The 17,210-nt window shown below is 65.4% G+C and carries 15 protein-coding genes; 11 read left to right on the forward strand and 4 right to left on the reverse strand.

The features are described 5' to 3' along the window. The first annotated feature begins 101 nt into the window (after positions 1–101). Both AB6804_RS16245 and AB6804_RS16250 read left to right on the forward strand, forming a co-directional pair. On the forward strand, positions 102–1,475 hold the full coding sequence (locus tag AB6804_RS16245; RefSeq protein ID WP_370887292.1) for an NAD(P)/FAD-dependent oxidoreductase: 1,374 nt from the start codon (positions 102–104) through the stop codon (positions 1,473–1,475). 222 nt (positions 1,476–1,697) lie between these two features. Continuing rightward, positions 1,698–2,570, forward strand: a complete 873-nt coding sequence (locus tag AB6804_RS16250) for a dienelactone hydrolase family protein (protein ID WP_370887293.1) — start codon at positions 1,698–1,700, stop codon at positions 2,568–2,570. A 9-nt stretch (positions 2,571–2,579) separates the two neighbouring features. Here the strand turns inward: AB6804_RS16250 and AB6804_RS16255 are convergent, their stop codons facing one another. Together AB6804_RS16255 and AB6804_RS16260 are read right to left on the reverse strand one after the other, a co-directional pair. Further along, positions 2,580–3,449: a sulfurtransferase gene (locus tag AB6804_RS16255; RefSeq protein ID WP_370887294.1), complete on the reverse strand. Its 870-nt coding sequence runs from the start codon at positions 3,447–3,449 to the stop codon at positions 2,580–2,582. Positions 3,450–3,546: 97 nt separating this feature from the next. Next, positions 3,547–4,653 carry an aromatic ring-hydroxylating dioxygenase subunit alpha gene (locus AB6804_RS16260; protein ID WP_035966052.1) on the reverse strand — a complete coding sequence of 369 codons (1,107 nt, stop codon included), beginning with the start codon at positions 4,651–4,653 and terminating at the stop codon, positions 3,547–3,549. Positions 4,654–4,975: 322 nt separating this feature from the next. On the opposite strand from AB6804_RS16260, the gene AB6804_RS16265 reads away from it, so the two are divergent. The 4 genes from AB6804_RS16265 to folE2 all read left to right on the forward strand — a co-directional run bounded on the left by AB6804_RS16265 (position 4,976) and on the right by folE2 (position 9,137). Next, complete coding sequence (locus tag AB6804_RS16265) at positions 4,976–5,308, forward strand: exodeoxyribonuclease VII small subunit (RefSeq protein ID WP_370887425.1); 333 nt, start codon at positions 4,976–4,978, stop codon at positions 5,306–5,308. Next, the gene (locus AB6804_RS16270; protein ID WP_370887295.1) at positions 5,305–6,192 is read left to right on the forward strand and encodes a polyprenyl synthetase family protein; all 888 of its coding nucleotides are present in this window, start codon (positions 5,305–5,307) and stop codon (positions 6,190–6,192) included. Before AB6804_RS16265 ends, AB6804_RS16270 begins: the two co-directional genes overlap by 4 nt. A 79-nt stretch (positions 6,193–6,271) precedes the next feature. Further along, positions 6,272–8,182, forward strand: a complete 1,911-nt coding sequence (dxs, locus tag AB6804_RS16275) for a 1-deoxy-D-xylulose-5-phosphate synthase (protein ID WP_370887296.1) — start codon at positions 6,272–6,274, stop codon at positions 8,180–8,182. 157 nt (positions 8,183–8,339) lie between these two features. Further along, on the forward strand, positions 8,340–9,137 hold the full coding sequence (gene folE2, locus AB6804_RS16280) for a GTP cyclohydrolase FolE2 (RefSeq protein ID WP_370887297.1): 798 nt from the start codon (positions 8,340–8,342) through the stop codon (positions 9,135–9,137). 51 nt (positions 9,138–9,188) lie between these two features. Here folE2 and AB6804_RS16285 read toward each other — a convergent pair whose 3' ends face one another. Further along, entirely contained in the window at positions 9,189–10,085 is an 897-nt protein-coding gene (locus AB6804_RS16285) for a LysR substrate-binding domain-containing protein (RefSeq protein WP_370887298.1), read from the reverse strand. 103 nt (positions 10,086–10,188) lie between these two features. Between AB6804_RS16285 and AB6804_RS16290 the strand changes: the two genes are divergently transcribed. Beyond that, on the forward strand, positions 10,189–11,427 hold the full coding sequence (locus tag AB6804_RS16290; protein ID WP_370887299.1) for an MFS transporter: 1,239 nt from the start codon (positions 10,189–10,191) through the stop codon (positions 11,425–11,427). Between the two features lie 33 nt (positions 11,428–11,460). After that, entirely contained in the window at positions 11,461–12,093 is a 633-nt protein-coding gene (locus AB6804_RS16295) for a glutathione S-transferase family protein (RefSeq protein WP_370887300.1), read from the forward strand. On the opposite strand, the gene tsaD is transcribed toward AB6804_RS16295, so the two are convergent. Then, complete coding sequence (gene tsaD, locus AB6804_RS16300) at positions 12,090–13,118, reverse strand: tRNA (adenosine(37)-N6)-threonylcarbamoyltransferase complex transferase subunit TsaD (protein WP_035966041.1); 1,029 nt, start codon at positions 13,116–13,118, stop codon at positions 12,090–12,092. The genes AB6804_RS16295 and tsaD overlap by 4 nt on opposite strands. Before the next feature lie 61 nt (positions 13,119–13,179). Here tsaD and AB6804_RS16305 point away from each other — a divergent pair, with 61 nt between their 5' ends. The 3 genes from AB6804_RS16305 (at position 13,180) to dnaG (ending at position 17,014) form a co-directional block, all read left to right on the forward strand. Continuing rightward, on the forward strand, positions 13,180–14,406 hold the full coding sequence (locus AB6804_RS16305) for an NAD(P)/FAD-dependent oxidoreductase (protein WP_370887301.1): 1,227 nt from the start codon (positions 13,180–13,182) through the stop codon (positions 14,404–14,406). Between the two features lie 259 nt (positions 14,407–14,665). Then, positions 14,666–15,112: a GatB/YqeY domain-containing protein gene (locus AB6804_RS16310; RefSeq protein WP_244795555.1), complete on the forward strand. Its 447-nt coding sequence runs from the start codon at positions 14,666–14,668 to the stop codon at positions 15,110–15,112. A gap of 21 nt (positions 15,113–15,133) precedes the next feature. Continuing rightward, the gene (dnaG, locus tag AB6804_RS16315) at positions 15,134–17,014 is read left to right on the forward strand and encodes a DNA primase (protein ID WP_370887302.1); all 1,881 of its coding nucleotides are present in this window, start codon (positions 15,134–15,136) and stop codon (positions 17,012–17,014) included. The last annotated feature ends 196 nt before the right edge of the window (positions 17,015–17,210 follow it).

The following is a 17,210-nucleotide window of genomic DNA, read 5'->3' on the forward strand; positions in this document are numbered from 1 at the left end:
GGCGCTTGTCGATGCGACGCCGGCTCGCGCACAATGAAGCGAAGCGCCAACACGCAGCGCGTACTCGCGCACTCGATTCCAACGCCATAGGGAGAAGCTCCATGCATCGCTTCATCATCGTCGGCGGCGGAGCCGGCGGTCTCGAACTCGCGACGCGTCTCGGCGACCGCTTCGGTTCGAGCGCCGGCAAGCCGGACACCAAAGCGCCGCGTGCGCAGATCACGCTCGTCGACCGCAATCCGACGCATATCTGGAAGCCGCTGCTGCATGAAGTCGCGGCAGGCAGCATGGACCCTTTCACGCAGGAACTCGAATACGCCGCGCAGGCGCTATGGCACGGCTTCGAGTTTCAGCAGGGCGAACTGATCGGGCTGGATCGCGCGCAGAAGCGCATCAGGATCGGTGCGCTGCGCGACGACGAGGCGGGCGAACTGCTGCCCGAGCGCGAACTCGAATACGACACGCTCGTGCTCGCCATCGGCAGCACCACGCATTTTTTCGGCGTCGAAGGTGCGCAGGAGTTCTCGATTGCGCTCGATACCGTCGGCCAGGCGGAGCTGTTTCGCAAGCGGCTGATCGCGGCGTGCATGCGCGCCGAACACGTCGTGCCCGAGCCGGTTGCGGCGGGCGTCGACGAGAGCGCGCCGCTGCCGGCCGTGGAAGCCGCGCCGCGCATTCAGGTGGCGATCGTCGGTGCGGGCGCGACGGGCGTCGAATTGTCGGCGGAACTACGCAACACCGCACAAGTGCTGGCCGCTTACGGGCTGCACAAGCTCGATCCGAAGCACGACATCGGCATTGTGCTGATCGAAGCGGGGCCGCGCATTTTGCCGGCGCTGAAAGAGAGCGTGTCGAGCGCCACGGCGGAACTGCTCACCAAGCTCGGCGTTCGTCTGATGACCGGCGAGACCGTCGCCCAAGTCACGCGCGACTCGATCCGCACGGCGAGCGGCAAAATCATCCGCGCCGACCTGACCGTGTGGGCGGCGGGCATCAAGGCGCCCGCGGTGCTGTCGCAACTCGACGGCTTGCCCACCAATCGTCTCGGCCAGTTGATCGTGCGCCGCACGCTGCAAACGGAAATCGACGATAACGTCTTCGCCCTCGGCGATTGCGCCGCGTGCCCGTGGCCCGGCACGGAGCGCAACGTGCCGCCGCGCGCGCAGGCGGCGCATCAGCAGGCGAGCTTTCTGTTTGCGGCGTTCGAGCGCCGCATGCAGGGCAAGCCTTTGCCGGAATATACGTATCGCGATTTCGGCTCGCTCGTGTCGCTCGGGCGTTATAGCGCGGTCGGCAATCTGATGGGCGGGCTGATCGGCGGCAACATGCTGATCGAAGGGCTCTTCGCGCGCTTCATGTATATGTCGCTGTACCGGCTGCATATCGCGGCGCTGCATGGCTACGCGCGCATGATGCTCGATACCGTCGCGCACTGGCTGCGCCGGTCCACCGCGCCGCGCGTCAAGCTGCACTGACGGCGCGCATCCGCACGGCAAAGCTGTTTAGAATGAGCGGCGCGCCGATGTCCGGCGCGCCCGGGCATGCGGCCTTCGCCCGTGACAGTCGTCCAGCGCCGCGCTGCATGATGTTCAACGAGAAGCGCGGTTTCCGGTTCAGCGCCATCGACGGTACGCGGCCCGATACAGCCGACGCCCGCATCGGCGGCGCCTTGGCGGCTCTTGCCGCAGGAGCTTCGTATGCTGACTCCCGAAGTCGACAGCCTCATCCCGCACGTTCCGTTCGATCGCCGCGGCTTCATCAAGGCCGCATTGGGCACCGGCTTCGCGGCTGCCGTGCTGCCGGTCTCCGCACAAACCATTCATACCGATAGCGACGGTCTTGAGGCCGGTTCCATCGCCGTGCGCGGCGCGGACGGCACGCTCGTGCCGGCGTATCGGGCGCAGCCGAAGGGCAAGACGCATCTGCCGGTGATCATCGTCATTCACGAGATTTTCGGCGTGCATGAGCATATCGCCGATATCTGCCGCCGCTTCGCCAAGCTCGGCTATCTCGCGATTGCGCCGCAGCTTTTCACGCGCCAGGGCGATGCAGCGTCGATGCCGTCGATCCAGCAGATCAACGATCAGATCGTCGCGAAGCTGCCGGACGCGCAAGTGCTGTCGGACATCGACGAGACCGTCAAATGGGCGGGCGAACATGGCGGCGATACGAAGCGTCTGGGCATTACCGGCTTCTGCTGGGGCGGGCGCATCACGTGGCTCTACGCCGAACACAATCCGAACGTGAAGGCGGCGGTCGCGTGGTACGGGCGGCTCGTCGGCAACAAGACGGCGACGACGCCGAGCAATCCGATCGACAACGTCGGCGAGCTGAAGGCGCCGGTGCTCGGACTGTACGGGCGGCAGGATCAGAGCATTCCGCAGGACACCATCGAGCAGATGAAGCAGGCCATCGCGCACGGGCCGCAGAAAGCGCGCGGTTCGCAATTCGTCGTGTATGACGATGCCCCGCATGCCTTCTTCGCCGATTATCGTCCGAGCTATCGCAAGGCCGACGCCGAGGACGGCTGGAAACGCGCGCTCGCGTGGTTCCGCGAGCACGGCGTCTGAAACGACGGCCTAGGGGTTCGCGCCGGTCGCGACGGGGCGGCCCGGATCGGCGCTCCATTCGCTCCACGAGCCGGGATAAAGCGCCGCGCCATGCAGGCCGGCGACTTCCATCGCCAGCGCGTTGTGGCATGCGGTGACGCCCGACCCGCATTGCAGGACGACGCGATCCACCGGCGTCGGGCCGATCAGCGATGCGAACGCTTCGCGCAGTTCGTGCGCGGTCTTGAAGCGGCCTTCCGGCGTCAGATTGTTCTTGAAGAAGTGATTCAGCGCGCCGGGGATGTGGCCGCCGACGGGATCGATCGTTTCGTTCTCGCCGCGATACCGGTCCGCCGCGCGTGCATCGATCAGCAGATGATCGCGCGTGCCGATGCTGCGCTCGATCGCCTGCGCATCGATCGTCACCTGGAGCGGCGCGGCGGCCTTGAAGCTCCCTTGCGACGTCGGCGGCACGGCCGTGTCGAGCGGCTTGCCGGCTGCTTCCCACGCTTGCAGGCCGCCATCGATCAGCGCGACGGAGTCATGGCCGAGCCAGCGCAGCAGCCACCACAGACGCGCCGCGTACATGCCCCCCTGAGCGTCATAAGCGACGACCTGCTGTCCTTCGTTCAACCCGAAACTGGCGAGCTTCGCGACGAGCGCCGCACGGTCCGGCAACGGATGGCGGCCGTTCGTACCGGTCTTCGCGCCGGACAGGTCGCGGTCGAGATGCAGATAATGCGCGCCGGGAATGTGGCCAGCGGCATAGGCGGCTTGTCCGGCTTCGGGCGCGGCCAGATCGAACCGGCAATCGAAGACGACGACGCTGCCCGGCGCCGTGTCGAGCTGCCCGGCGAGGTTCGTCGCGGATATGAGCGTGGTGTAGTGAGTGTGCGGCATGACGGCTCCTGAGGCAGCGCTTGCAATGCGGGAATAGCCATAAGTCTAAAAGAAAAAACGGGCTCGAAAGCCCGTCTTTTCGCATTGCAAACCGCGCTCAGATGGCGCCGAGCTGGTGGCGCAGGAACTCGTGGAAGTGCTGCATGCCCGATTCCATCGGGCTTTGATACGGCCCGACCTGATTCTCACCGCGCGACATCAGCGCGCGTCGGCCCGCATCCATGCGTTCGGCGATTTCATCGTCCTCGCGCGCGGTTTCCATGTACGCCGCACGTTCCGCCTCGATGAACTCGCGTTCGAACAGCGCGATTTCCTCGGGGTAATAGAACTCGACGATGTTCGTCGTCTTCTGCGTGCCGTGCGGAATGAGCCACGACACGACGAGCACGTGCGGATACCACTCGATCATCAGACCGGGGTAGTACACCATCCAGATTGCGCCGAAGTCCGGCGGTGCGCCGTTACGGAAGCGCAGGACTTCGTCGTGCCACTTGCGATAGATCGGGCTGCCGGGCTTTTCCAGATTCTTGTGGACGCCAACCGTCTGCACGCTGTACCAGTCGCCGAATTCCCATTCGAGGTTGTCGCACGAGACGAAACTGCCGAGTCCCGGATGGAACGGCGCGACGTGGTAATCCTCCAGATAGACCTCGATGAAGGTCTTCCAGTTGTAGTTGCACTCGTGGACTTCGACGTGATCGAACATGAAGCCCGAGAAGTCGAAGTGGCGCGCGGTGCCCAGCTTCGCGAGATCGGCCGCGACGTTGCGGCCCTGCGCCTCGAAGAGCAGGCCTTGCCAGTTTTGCAGCGGCGTTGCGCCAAGATTCAGGCAGGGCTTGTCGGCGAAATGCGGCGCGCCGAGCAACTGGCCGTTGAGATCGTAAGTCCAGCGGTGCAGCGGGCAGACGATATTGTCCGCGCTGCCGCGGCCGTTCAGCATGATGGCCTGGCGATGGCGGCATACGTTCGACAGCAGTTCGATGTCGTTTTGCCGATTGCGGACGAGCACGCGCCCTTCGCCCTCGCCGGGAAGCGCAAAATAGTTTCCCGCTTCGGGAACCATGAGTTCGTGCCCGACGTAGCGAGGACCTTGCTTGAAAAGTGTGTCGAGTTCGCGCGTAAGAAGCGCTTCGTCAAAGTAAGCCGTGACTGGCAGTTGGCTATGAACAGCCTTCAACTGCAATGCATTGCTCAGATTGGACATTCCCACTCCCGTTAAGACGTGAAAGCAGTGAACAACCCAACCATCGAAGATTCGATTTAGGGAGCCCGCGATTATACCGAAATCCGCCACACCGGGGTGTATAAGGTCTTGATTTGGGTATAAATTGTCGCAAGAGTTCCGTCGAACCCGCGATTTTTGCGCGCCCGACGCGCTTCTTGTTCGTTTGAATTTCTCGCGGGCGGCGAAGAGCGGGCTTGCCCCGCGTGTCGTCCGGCATCCGTACCGGGTGCGGGTCGAAAATTTGGCTTTTGCCGTAGAATGTGCGACTTGGTTCCAATTTTCAACTGCACATCCACGATTCATGGCGAAGACCGCAGTCCAGGCAACAGGCGATCAAACCGGCGACAACACGCCGGGCGCAGACGCCGCGTTGCTTCCGGACAATTACGAAGCCGCGCTGGCCGAGCTCGAATCGCTCGTGGCGCGCATGGAAGAGGGCGCGCTGAGCCTCGAAGAATCGCTCGCGGCGTACCGTCGCGGCGCGACGCTTGTGGGCTTTTGCCAACAGCAGCTCGAAAAAGTGGAGCAGCAGGTTCGCGTGCTCGACGGCGAGACGCTCAAGCCGCTGCCCGCCGACGTACAGCGCGCAACTCAGGGCGCGGGCGCCGCCACCGACAACGGGGACGATCTATGACCTTCGAACAATGGATGCGCGCCACGCTCGACCGCGTCGAAACCGCGCTCGAGCATTATCTTCCCGGAACCGACATCGCTCCGGCGCGGCTCCATGAAGCCATGCGCTACGCGGTGCTCGGCGGCGGCAAGCGCGTGCGCCCGCTGCTCGTGCACGCGGCCGGCGAACTGACCGGCGCGAGCGCGCACGCGGTCGAAGCCGCGAGCGCCGCACTCGAAATGATCCACGTGTATTCGCTGGTGCACGACGACATGCCGGCGATGGACGACGACGCCCTGCGCCGCGGCAAGCCCACGGTACACATCCAATATGACGAAGCGACGGCACTGCTCGTCGGCGATGCGCTGCAATCGCAGGCGTTCGTCGCGCTGACCGCCGCAGGCAACGGCCTGTCCGATAGCCAGCAGGCCGCGCTCGTGCGCGAACTGGCCATCGCAAGCGGTTCGGTCGGCATGGCGGGCGGGCAGGCGATCGATCTCGAAAGCGTTGGACGCAAATTGTCGCGGCTCGAACTCGAGACGATGCATCGCAAGAAAACAGGCGCGCTGCTGCGCGCATCGGTGCGCATGGGCGCGCTCGCGGGCGCGCAGCCGGGCGCCGAAGCGCTCGCCGCGCTCGATCAGTACGCCGCCGCCGTCGGCCTCGCATTCCAGGTCGTCGACGACATTCTGGACGTGACCGCCGACTCCGCCACGCTCGGCAAGACGGCGGGCAAGGATGCGCAGCACGACAAACCGACTTACGTGTCCATCATCGGACTCGACGCATCGCGTGAACTCGCTGCTCAACTCGGACGCGACGCGCACGCCGCCATCGAGCCGTTCGGCCCACGCGGCCAGCGGCTTGCTGAACTTGCAGACCTGGTCGTGAACCGGGTGCATTGAACGTTGAATGCGTGACGAACCCCACGGCGCAACAATCGCGCTGAACGAATCACGCCAGTTTTCCTAAAATGGGACGACGATGTACGACTTGCTGAAATCCATCGACGATCCGGCCGATCTTCGGGCCCTCGATCGACGCCAACTGCAGCCGCTTGCCGACGAACTGCGGGCCTACGTGCTCGACAGCGTGTCGCAGACGGGCGGCCATCTGTCGTCCAATCTGGGCACGGTCGAGCTGACGATTGCGCTGCACTATGTCTTCGATACGCCGAGCGACCGCATCGTGTGGGACGTCGGCCATCAGACTTATCCGCACAAGATTCTGACCGGCCGCCGCGATCAGATGCCCGGCCTGCGTCAGCTCGGCGGCATCTCCGGCTTCCCGCGCCGCGCGGAATCCGCCTACGACACGTTCGGCACGGCGCATTCGAGCACGTCTATTTCGGCGGCGCTCGGCATGGCGGTCGCGAACAAGCTGCAGGGCGACAACCGCTACTCGATCGCCGTGATCGGCGACGGCGCGATGACGGCGGGCATGGCGTTCGAGGCGATGAACAACGCGGGCGTCGCCGACGACCTGCCGCTGCTCGTCATCCTGAACGACAACGACATGTCGATTTCGCCGCCGGTCGGCGCGCTCAATCGCCATCTCGCGCGCCTGATGTCGGGCCGTTTCTACGCCGCCGCGCGCGCGGGCGTCGAGCGCGTGCTGCGCGCCGCCCCGCCGGTGCTGGATCTCGCGCGCAAGCTCGAAGAGCACGCGAAGGGCATGATCGTGCCGGCCACGCTGTTCGAAGAGTTCGGCTTCAATTACATCGGGCCGATCGACGGTCACGATCTCGAGTCGCTCATCCCGACGCTGCAGAACATCAAGGAATTGCGCGGCCCGCAGTTCCTGCACGTCGTCACGAAGAAGGGCCAGGGTTACAAGCTGGCCGAAGCCGATCCGGTGCTGTATCACGGCCCGGGCAAGTTCAATCCGGCCGAAGGCATCAAGCCGTCGACCGCGCCGTCGAAGAAAACCTACACGCAAGTGTTCGGCGAATGGCTTTGCGATGCCGCCGCGCAGGACTCGCGCGTGGTCGGCATCACGCCCGCGATGCGCGAAGGCTCGGGCATGGTCGAATTCGAGAAGCGCTTTCCGGACCGGTACTTCGACGTCGGCATCGCGGAGCAGCACGCGGTCACGTTCGCGGGCGGCCTCGCGGCTGACGGCATGAAGCCCGTCGTCGCGATTTACTCGACCTTCTTGCAGCGCGCTTACGACCAGTTGATTCACGATGTCGCGTTGCAGAACCTGCCGGTCGTGTTTGCGATCGACCGGGCGGGTCTCGTCGGCGCGGACGGCGCGACGCATGCGGGCAACTACGACCTCGCGTTCCTGCGCTGCATCCCGAACATGACGGTGATGGCCGCATCCGACGAAAACGAATGCCGCCAGATGCTGTACACCGCGCTGCAGCAGCCGAACCCGACTGCCGTGCGCTATCCGCGCGGCGCGGGGACGGGCGTCGCCACGGTCAGGCAGATGACCGCGCTTCCCGTCGGCAAGGGCGAGATTCGCCGCGAATCGTCGCAGAAGCTCGGCTCCGGCAAGCGTATCGCGATTTGCGCGTTCGGCACGATGGTCGCGCCGTCGCTCGCCGCCGCCGACGAGCTGGATTTGACGGTCGCCAACATGCGGTTCGTGAAGCCGGTCGACGCCGATCTTCTGCGCGAACTGGCCGCGACGCACGACGCCATCGTGACCATCGAGGAAGGCTCGATCATGGGCGGCGCGGGCTCGGCCTGCGTGGAAGCGCTGCTGGCGAGCGGCGTCGTCAAGCCGGTGCTGCAACTGGGCTTGCCGGACGCTTTCATCGACCACGGCGATCCCGCGAGGCTGCTCGCGAGCGTTGGCCTCGACGCCGCCGGTATCGCGCGTTCGATCCGCGAGCGTTTTCTGACTGCCGTCGAAAGCGCGGGCAAGCTGACCAAGCGCGTCGCCTGACGCGCAACCCGGCTGCCGAGGCACGCCCCGGGGTGCGGGCGCGCCGGACTCAAAGTCAGCCATGCGGCGCGGGGTTTTCCCCGCGCCGCTTGCGTTTCATCGCTTATCGCCGCTCAACGCCGGTCGTCTCCGCGGGCGGCGTAAAAGGACATAACAAATGAACCAGATGAATCCCGCCTTCGTCATGCCCGACGTGCAGAGCACGCCGGATACGCGTCAGATCGATATTGCGCGTGTCGGCGTCAAAGGCGTGCGGCATCCGCTGTCGGTCAGGACGGCGAGCGGCGTGCAGCCGAGCGTCGGCGTATGGAACCTCGACGTGCATCTGCCCGCCGACCAGAAAGGCACGCACATGTCGCGCTTCGTCGCGTTGCTCGAAGAGCATCGCGCGCCGCTCGATCAGTCCGCGCTGCAAACCATGCTCGCCGCGATGCTCACAAAGCTGGAAGCGCATTCGGGCCGTATCGAAGTGAGCCTGCCGTATTTCGTGATGAAGACCGCGCCGATTTCGGGCGTGCAAAGCCTGCTCGATTACGAGGTGACGTTCGTCGCGGAAAAGCGCAACGGCGACACGCGCCTGTCGCTGAAAGTGCTCGTGCCGGTGACGAGCCTGTGTCCGTGCTCGAAGAAGATTTCGCAGTACGGCGCGCACAATCAGCGATCGCACGTGACGATCACGGCGGAACTCGCCGGCGATGTGGCGGTGGAAGAACTGGTGCGTATTGCGGAAGAAGAGGCGTCGTGCGAACTCTGGGGCTTGCTGAAGCGGCCCGACGAGAAGTTCGTGACCGAACGCGCTTATGAGAATCCGAAGTTCGTCGAAGACCTCGTGCGCGATATCGCGGTGCGGCTGAACGCGGACGATCGCATCGCCGCGTATGTGCTGGAAGCGGAGAACTTCGAGTCGATTCACAATCACAGCGCGTATGCGGTGATCGAGCGAGACAAACGCTAAGCGTTTCCGCTCTCACGCCGAACGAAAAACCGGTCCTCGCGACCGGTTTTTTCATGCAAACGCCGGTTGCGCGGATACATGCGCTTCCCGCACCGACTCGACGACGAGCGACGCCAGCCGCTCGACCGGCGCTGAACCGCCCGCCGATGCGCGGTGCAATGCGAGCGGAATCGAGGGCAGCGACGGCAAGCCGCATTCGGCTTCGTCGAGCGCGCGCACGGTCGACGGCAGCCCGTAGCACGTCCGCACCGTCACGCCGAGCCCTGCGGCTGCGGCGGCCCAGAGGCCCGCGAGGCTCGGGCTCGTGAACGCGACGCGCCATTTGATACCCGCGCGATCCAGCGCCGCCGTCGCCGCGCTGTGAAAGACACACGGACGATCGAACGCGATCAACGGTAGCGGCTCGCTCGCGTCGCGCTGAAACGGCACCGTCGATGATCCGATCCAGCGCATCCGCGGCGCGGCGATCGGCTCGAATTCCTTCGCGCCCGCCAGGCCCCATACGAGCGCCAGATCGAGCTGGCCGGTATCGATCCGTTCCAGCAATTCTGTATTTCGCGCGACGCGCGCCTCGATCCGCACCTTCGGATGCGCCCGCGCAAAGCGGCCCAGCACATCCGGCAGCACGGCTTCGCCGAAATCTTCCTGCAGGCCGAGCCGGATCCACCCTTCCAGATCGACACCGCGCACCGCGACGGCGGCCTCATCGTTCAGTTCGACCAGGCGCCGCGCGTAGCCGAGCATCACTTCGCCGGCGTCGGTCAGCGCCAGGCCGCGCCCGGATTTGCGAAAGAGTTCGATGCCCGCCTGTTCCTCCAACTTGCGAAGCTGCGCGCTGATCGCCGACGTCGACCGTCCGACCTGATCCGCAGCCTTCGCAAAACTTCCCAACTGCATTCCCGCGACGAAACTGCGCAGCACGGCAAGATCGAATGTCGTTTGGCTCATGGCAACTGTCCCGTTTAATCGAATGATCGATGCAAAACTATTTGATTTTCAGAACGATGCTAAGGCGTCAGACTGGCCGCAGTCAATGATTGCGAGGTGCGGCATGGCAACGACTTTCGACTCGACCGCGCCTGCGGTCGGCGGTGGGCATCGGTGGAAAGTGCTTGGCGTGGGCGTGGCGGCGAACGCGAGCTTTGCCGCCGCCGTGGCCGGGATACCGACGACCGCCGTGTGGTTGCGCAGCGGCTATCACTTGAATAACGCGGAACTCGGGCTCGTGCTGGGGGCGCTCGGGCTGGGCGCGGCGGTATCGGAATTGCCGTGGGGCCTGCTGACCGACCGATGGGGCGATCGCCGCGTGCTGCTGATCGGCCTCATCGCGACCGCCATCGCGCTCGTCGCGATGAGCGTGTTCGTCGCGCCATCGGCAAGCGCGGGCGCACCGTCGCTCGTTTGGCTCGTGACCGGCATGTGCGCGCTGGGACTATTCGGCGGCAGCGTGAACGGCGCGAGCGGCCGCGCGGTGATGGCCTGGTTCGCGGAAGGCGAGCGCGGCCTCGCGATGAGCATCCGCCAGACCGCCGTGCCGCTCGGTGGCGGGATCGGCGCGGCGTTGTTGCCGTGGCTCGCGTCGTCGGTCGGTTTTTCCGCCGTATTCGGCGCGCTGGCCGCGATGTGCGCAGTGTCCGGCGCATTCACCTGGCGCTGGCTGCACGAACCGCCGCGCGCCGCGCAGCCGCCGCAGCATCCGCAGCAAAAGCGCGCCGCGCCGCTCGGCGATGTGCTCGTCTGGCGCATGGTGCTCGGCATCGGCGTGCTGTGCGTGCCCCAATTCGCGGTGCTGACGTTCGCCGCCGTCTTTCTGCACGATGCGGGCCGCTTCGGCGTCACGTCGATCAGCGCGACGATGGGCGCGCTCCAGCTCGGCGCGATGATCATGCGCGTCTGGAGCGGCCGCTACACCGACCGGCATGGCAATCGTCGCGGGTATCTGCGCGTATCTACGTGGATCGCGGTGGCGTCGTTCGCGGCGCTGGCGGCGGCGACCGCGCTCGGCGCGGCGGGCGCGCCCGTATTGCTGGCGACGATGATCGTCCTGGCGGGCGTCTCGATATCGGCATGGCATGGCGTCGCGTACACCGAACTGGCGACGCTCGCTGGCACCGCGCGCGCCGGCACCGCGCTCGGCATGACGAACACCGCCGTCTACGCCGGCCTGTTTCTGACGCCGATCGCCATTCCGCACGTGCTGGCCGCCGGCTCGTGGACGGCCGTCTGGCTCGCGGCGGGCGTGTGCGCCTCGCTTGCGCTGCCATTGTTTCCGAGGCCCGCGCGACCTTAAATTGGGCCGTCTCTCACACTACCGGGCGCGCGAATGATCCTCATTGGCCAATACGATTCCCCGTTCGTGCGACGCGTCGGCATCGCGTTGCATCTTTACGGCATCGCGTACGAGCATGGTCCGTGGTCCGTCTTCGGCGATGCCGGCAAGATCGCGCCGATCAACCCGCTGATCCGCGTGCCGACGCTCGTGCTCGATTCCGGCGACGTGCTGATCGAAAGCGCGATGATCCTGGATTATCTCGACGAACAAGCGGGTGCAGCGCGCGCGCTGATCGCATCGGACGGCGCCGCGCGACGCGAGGCGCTCAAGGTTTGCGCGCTGGCCACGGGTCTCGCCGACAAAGCCGTCGCGCTGGTCTACGAACGCGTGTTGCACGAGGAGGAATCGCAGGCGTGGGTGGATCGCTGCAGGGGGCAGGTCGAGCGCGTGCTCGATGCGCTAGAAGCCGACCGCGCCGCGCGCCCGACGCCCTTCTGGTTCGGCGAATCAATCGGTCATGCGGATATTGCCGTGGCGTGCGCGCTGCGTTTTGCCCGCGAGGCGCACGCGCCGGTTTTCGCCGGCGCACGATGGCCGGCATTGATCGCGCTCAGCGATCGCTGCGAGACGCTCGACGTGTTCCGGTCGGTCGTGCAGCCGTTTAGTCCGCCGAAAAAGAACTAGGCGCGTGCGAGCGAGGTCAGGTCCCAGCGCGGCTTCACGGTGAAGGCGTAGTCGCGCACGGCCTGCTCCGGCCAGCGCGTGAGCCGCAGCGCGCCGGCCAGTGCGATCATCGCGCCGTTATCCGTGCAAAGCGACAAATCGGGATAGTGGACGTCGAAGCGCCGCTTCTTTGCCGCCGCCGACAGCGCTTCGCGCAACTGCCGGTTCGCCCCGACGCCGCCCGCGACGACCAGCCGTTTCAGGCCCGTCTTCTTGAGCGCCGCAAGCGACTTCGCGACGAGCACATCGACGGCGGCATCGACGAAACCGCGCGCCAGATCCGCCTTCGACTGTTCGCAGACGTTCGCGCCGAGCTTGCGGCTCTGCGTCAGCACGGCGGTTTTCAAACCGCTGAAGCTGAAATCGAGGTCGCCGGAGTGCAGCATCGGACGCGGCAGCGTGACCGCGCCCGGCGTGCCGAACTCCGCGAGCCGCGATACTTCCGGCCCGCCGGGATAGCCGAGGCCGAGCAACTTCGCGGTCTTGTCGAACGCTTCGCCGGCGGCGTCGTCGAGCGTTTCGCCGAGCGTCTCGTAGACGCCGACATCGGTGACGCGCATCAATTGCGTATGTCCGCCCGATACCAGCAGCGCGACGAACGGAAACGGCGGCGGCGCATCGACCAGCAGCGGCGACAACAGATGCCCTTCGAGATGATGGATGCCGACCGTCGGCTTGTCCCACGCCATCGCCAGCGCGTTGGCGATGCTCGCGCCGACCAGCAGCGCGCCCGCGAGCCCCGGCCCTTGCGTGAACGCGATGGCGTCGATGGCGGCGCGCTCGACTTTCGCCTCGCTCATCACCTGTTCGAGCAGCGGCAGCGCCCGGCGGATGTGATCGCGCGAGGCCAGTTCCGGCACGACGCCGCCGTACTCGCGATGCATCGCAATCTGCGAATGCAGCGCGTGAGCGAGCAGGCCGCGCTCCGTGTCGTAGAGCGCGAGGCCGGTTTCGTCGCAGGAACTTTCGATGCCGAGAACGAGCATGATCGGGACGTCGGAGGGTAACGGGAAAGTATACCAGCGGGCGCCGGTTACAATGCGCGGCATGGAATCCTTCGACATCGCCGTGATCGGCGCGGGCGCGGCCGGCATGATGTGCGCGGCCGTCGCGGCTCAGGCGGGCCGGCGCGTCGTGCTCATCGACCACGCCGAGCGCCTCGCGGAAAAAATCCGCATCTCGGGCGGCGGCCGCTGCAACTTCACCAACATCAACGCGCAGCCGGCAAACTTCTTGTCGGCGAATCCGCATTTCTGCCGCTCGGCGCTCGCCCGCTACACGCCGCGCGACTTTCTCGCGCTGCTCAAGCAATACCGCGTGAAGTGGCACGAGAAGCACAAGGGCCAGCTTTTTTGCGACGATTCCAGCGAAACGGTCATCGACGTCCTGCGCAGCGAATGCGATGCCGGCGGCGTCGCGTGGCGCCGTCCGGTGAGCGTCCATGCGATCCGTCACGACGGCGCGCGCTTCACGCTCGATACCACTGCTGGCGCGATTCACGCGTCCGCGCTCGTAATCGCGACCGGCGGACTTTCGATTCCGAAGATCGGCGCGACGGATTTTGGTTATCGCGTCGCGAAGCAGTTCGGGCACAAGCTCGTCGATACGCATCCCGCGCTCGTGCCGCTCACGTTCACCTCCGCTGACTGGGCCCCGTTCGCCGCGTTGTCCGGGCTTTCGCTGCCGGTTCGCATCAGCGCGGGCAAGGGCAAGACGCGCGGCGAGTTCGACGAGGACTTGCTGCTCACGCATCGCGGGCTTTCGGGGCCGGGCGTACTGCAAATCTCCAGCTACTGGAACACATCCGAACCGATCCACGTCGATCTGCTGCCCGAACTGGACGCGACGGAACTTCTGCTCGACGCGAAAGCGGGATCGAAGAAGCAGATCGGCAATTTCCTGACCGAGCATGTTCCCGCGCGGCTCGCGCATGCGTGGCTCGACGCGCAGCGCGTGCCCGTCGATGCGCGCCTCGCCGATCTGCCCGACCGCACGCTCAAGGCGCTCGGCGCGTCGCTGTCGGACTGGACGCTGACGCCGAGCGGCACCGAGGGTTATCGCAAGGCGGAAGTCACGCGAGGCGGCGTCGATACGCGCGAACTGTCGTCGGCCACGATGATGAGCGAACGCGTGGCGGGACTGTACTTCGTCGGCGAGGCGGTGGACGTCACCGGCTGGCTCGGCGGCTATAACTTTCAGTGGGCGTGGGCATCGGGCGTCGCGGCGGGCAAGGCGGCAGCCGAGTACGCGCACGGCATCGCAAAGGTCGCCTGAGGGGGCGCGCGGGCGGGCGTTTTGCCGGTCTCGAAACGCGAACCCGTTTGCTATACTCGGACGGTCATCGGAGGATTCCTTGTGCGCTCTCGCGCCGCTCCTTCGCTCTGACTGGCGTTACGGCGGCGCGCATCGCTCGGAGCTTCCAACGACTCGCTACAGTCCCGCTTGAGGAGGCGCTCCCAAGCGGGTTTTTGCTTTCGCGGCGCGGTCGAACGTCGGTCGGGACTTTCCATTTCGCAATTGCACCGGGTGAACGATGAGCCTCAAAGACCAGATCAACGACGACATGAAGACCGCCATGCGCGCACGGGAAACCGAGCGCCTCGGCACGATTCGTCTGCTGCTCGCGGCGATCAAGCAGCGTGAAGTCGACGATCGCGTGACGCTCGACGACGCCGCCGTCACCGCGGTCATCGACAAGATGATCAAGCAGCGCAAGGACTCGATCAGCCAGTTCGAATCCGCCGGCCGCACCGATCTCGCCGACAAGGAAAAGGCCGAACTGGCCATTCTGTCCGCGTACATGCCCGAGCAGCTTTCCTCCGATGCCATCGCCGCCGAAGTGCAGGCCGCGATCGCCGCGACGGGCGCGGCTGGTCCGCAGGACATGGGCAAGGTGATGGGCGTCCTGAAGCCGAAGCTCGCGGGCAAGGCGGACATGACCGCCGTATCCGCGCAGGTCAAAGCCGCGCTCGCCAAGTAACGCACGCCGCGCTGACTACCGGTGATTCCGCACGCATTCCTGCAGGATTTGCTCAACCGCGTCGATATCGTCGACGTGGTGGGCCGCTACGTCCAGTTGAAGAAGGGCGGCGCGAATTTCATGGGCCTGTGCCCGTTCCATAACGAGAAGAGCCCGTCGTTCACGGTCAGCCCGACCAAGCAGTTCTATCACTGCTTCGGCTGCGGCGCGCACGGCACGGCAATCGGCTTCCTGATGGAACACACGGGGCTGACGTTTCCGGAGGCGGTGAAAGACCTCGCGCAAGGCGCGGGGCTCACCGTGCCGCAAGAGCCTTCGAATTCGTTTCGCGGCTCGGGCGGCGGCGACAGCGCGCCCAGCAAGGCGGTCAGCACCGCGTTGACCGACGTGATGCAAACTGCCTGCGATTTCTATCGCAAGCAGTTGCGCGCCGCGCCGAACGCCATCGCGTATTTGAAGAAGCGCGGCCTGACCGGCGAAATCGCCGCGCGCTTCGGCCTCGGCTATGCGCCCGACGGCTGGCAGAACCTCGAAACCGCGTTCCCGGATTATCGCAACGACAATCTCGTCGAAGCGGGCCTCGTGATCGTCAGCGAGAAGACGGACGCGCAAGGCCAGGCGCGCCGCTACGACCGCTTCCGCGAACGCGTGATGTTCCCGATCCGCAATGTGAAGGGCAATGTCATCGGCTTCGGCGGACGCGTGCTCGACGGCGGCGAGCCGAAGTATCTGAATTCGCCGGAGACGCCCTTGTTCAGCAAGGGCAGCGAGCTGTACGGCCTGTTCGAAGCGCGTCTTGCGATCCGCGAACTGGGTTATGCGCTCGTCGTCGAAGGCTATATGGACGTCGTGGCGCTCGCGCAGCTGGGTTTCGCGAATGCCGTGGCGACGCTCGGCACCGCCTGCACGCCGGTCCACGTGCAAAAGCTCTTCCGCCAGACCGACACCGTCGTGTTCAGCTTCGACGGCGATTCCGCTGGCCGCCGCGCCGCGCGTCGCGCGCTCGAAGCGGCGCTGCCGCACGCCGCCGACAACCGCACCGTCAAGTTCCTGTTCCTGCCGAAGGAGCACGACCCGGACAGCTACGTCCGCGAGTTCGGCACGGACGGCTTTGGCGAGCAGGTAGACCGCGCAATGCCGTTGTCGCAATTTCTGCTCAACGAGGTGCTGAACGACAAGGAGCTGGAACAGCCGGAAGGTCGCGCAAAGGCGCTCTTCGACGCCAAGCCGCTCCTGCAGGCGCTCCCGGCGAACGCGTTGCGGGTGCAGATCCTGCATATGCTCGCTGACCGGCTCGATACACCGTTCACGGAAATTGCGGCGCTGTGCGACATCGATTCGCGCGCCGCCGCCGTGGCCCGCGCGTCGGTGCCGAAAAGCGAACGTCGTCGCGTGACCGGCCAGGAACAGCGCGCGCTGCGCAATCTGGTGATGTATCCGGGCATCGCGGTATCGCTCGATGGAGATAGCGAACGCACGCTCGTCACCATGACCGAGCACGGCGAACTGTTCAGCGAAGTGATCGGCCACGCGCGTGAACTGGGCGGCGCGGCGGAATTCCAGATGCTGTCGGATGTCTTGAGAAATGCTGCAAATGCGCCTACATACGAGGATATCTTCCAGGAAATTCTCGCCTATGATGAAAACGTGCGAGATCTGCTGCTTCGCGATCCATCGGATGAAGGTGCGGCGGACCGCGTGGAAGAGCAGAAGCGTCTGTTAGCGGAGGAATTGCAGGCGACGGTGGTGAAGCTGCGTCACGACACGTATCGAGCGCGCCTGGACCAACTGGCGCGGCAATCGAACTTGTCGGCGGAAGAGGTCGCTGAGTTCTCGGACTTGTCGGCGAAAGTCGCGCAGATCAAGGCTGGCAGGGCCGCTAGCGCAGATGCCGAAAGGTGAACTGCTATAATAAAAAGTTCAAAATTCGTTGTTTTTAGTCACTTAGTTTGTCGGGTTCGCGTCAGATCGACGCGGGCCAGCGAGCGACGCGTGACAGAGTAGATCGGGAAGGTCGGGTAGGGTGAAGCAAGGCGCTGGCTGAATCGGCTGTCGAGCGGACGCGGTAGCGGCGAGTGCAGTAATGCGCCGCGAAAGC

It is taken from the genome of Caballeronia sp. RCC_10 (assembly GCF_041360715.1).
Lineage (GTDB): Bacteria > Pseudomonadota > Gammaproteobacteria > Burkholderiales > Burkholderiaceae > Caballeronia > Caballeronia grimmiae.